Source organism: Paraburkholderia sp. 2C, assembly GCF_054589215.1.
In genome coordinates this window covers 1-317 of the sequence record NZ_BAAILL010000044.1, presented here as the reverse complement: position 1 = coordinate 317, position 317 = coordinate 1, and the positions used below count along the sequence as shown (strand labels likewise).

Sequence of the window (317 nt, the reverse complement as noted above, 5' to 3'; positions counted from 1 at the left end):
GCGATCGTCGGCGCTTCATCGGGCAATCTCGTCGAGTGGTTCGACTTCTACGTCTACTCGTTCTGCGCGCTCTACTTTGCGCCCGCGTTCTTCCCGAAGGGCGATACCACCACACAGCTGCTCAACACCGCGGGCGTGTTCGCCGCGGGCTTCCTGATGCGACCGATCGGCGGCTGGTTCTTCGGTCGTCTTGCCGACAAACGCGGCCGGCGCTTCGCGATGATGGTGTCGGTATTCATGATGTGCGGCGGCTCGCTGGTCATTGCGGTGCTGCCGCCGTACGCCGAGATCGGGGTGCTCGCGCCGGCGCTGCTGCT

The 317-nt window shown here is 65.0% G+C and carries 1 protein-coding gene; it reads left to right on the top strand.

Translation table 11 applies throughout. The annotated features are described in order from the left end of the window. Positions 1-317 (top strand): MFS transporter (locus ACYPXD_RS21810; RefSeq protein WP_459715818.1); only part of this gene is annotated, 317 nt, incomplete at both ends.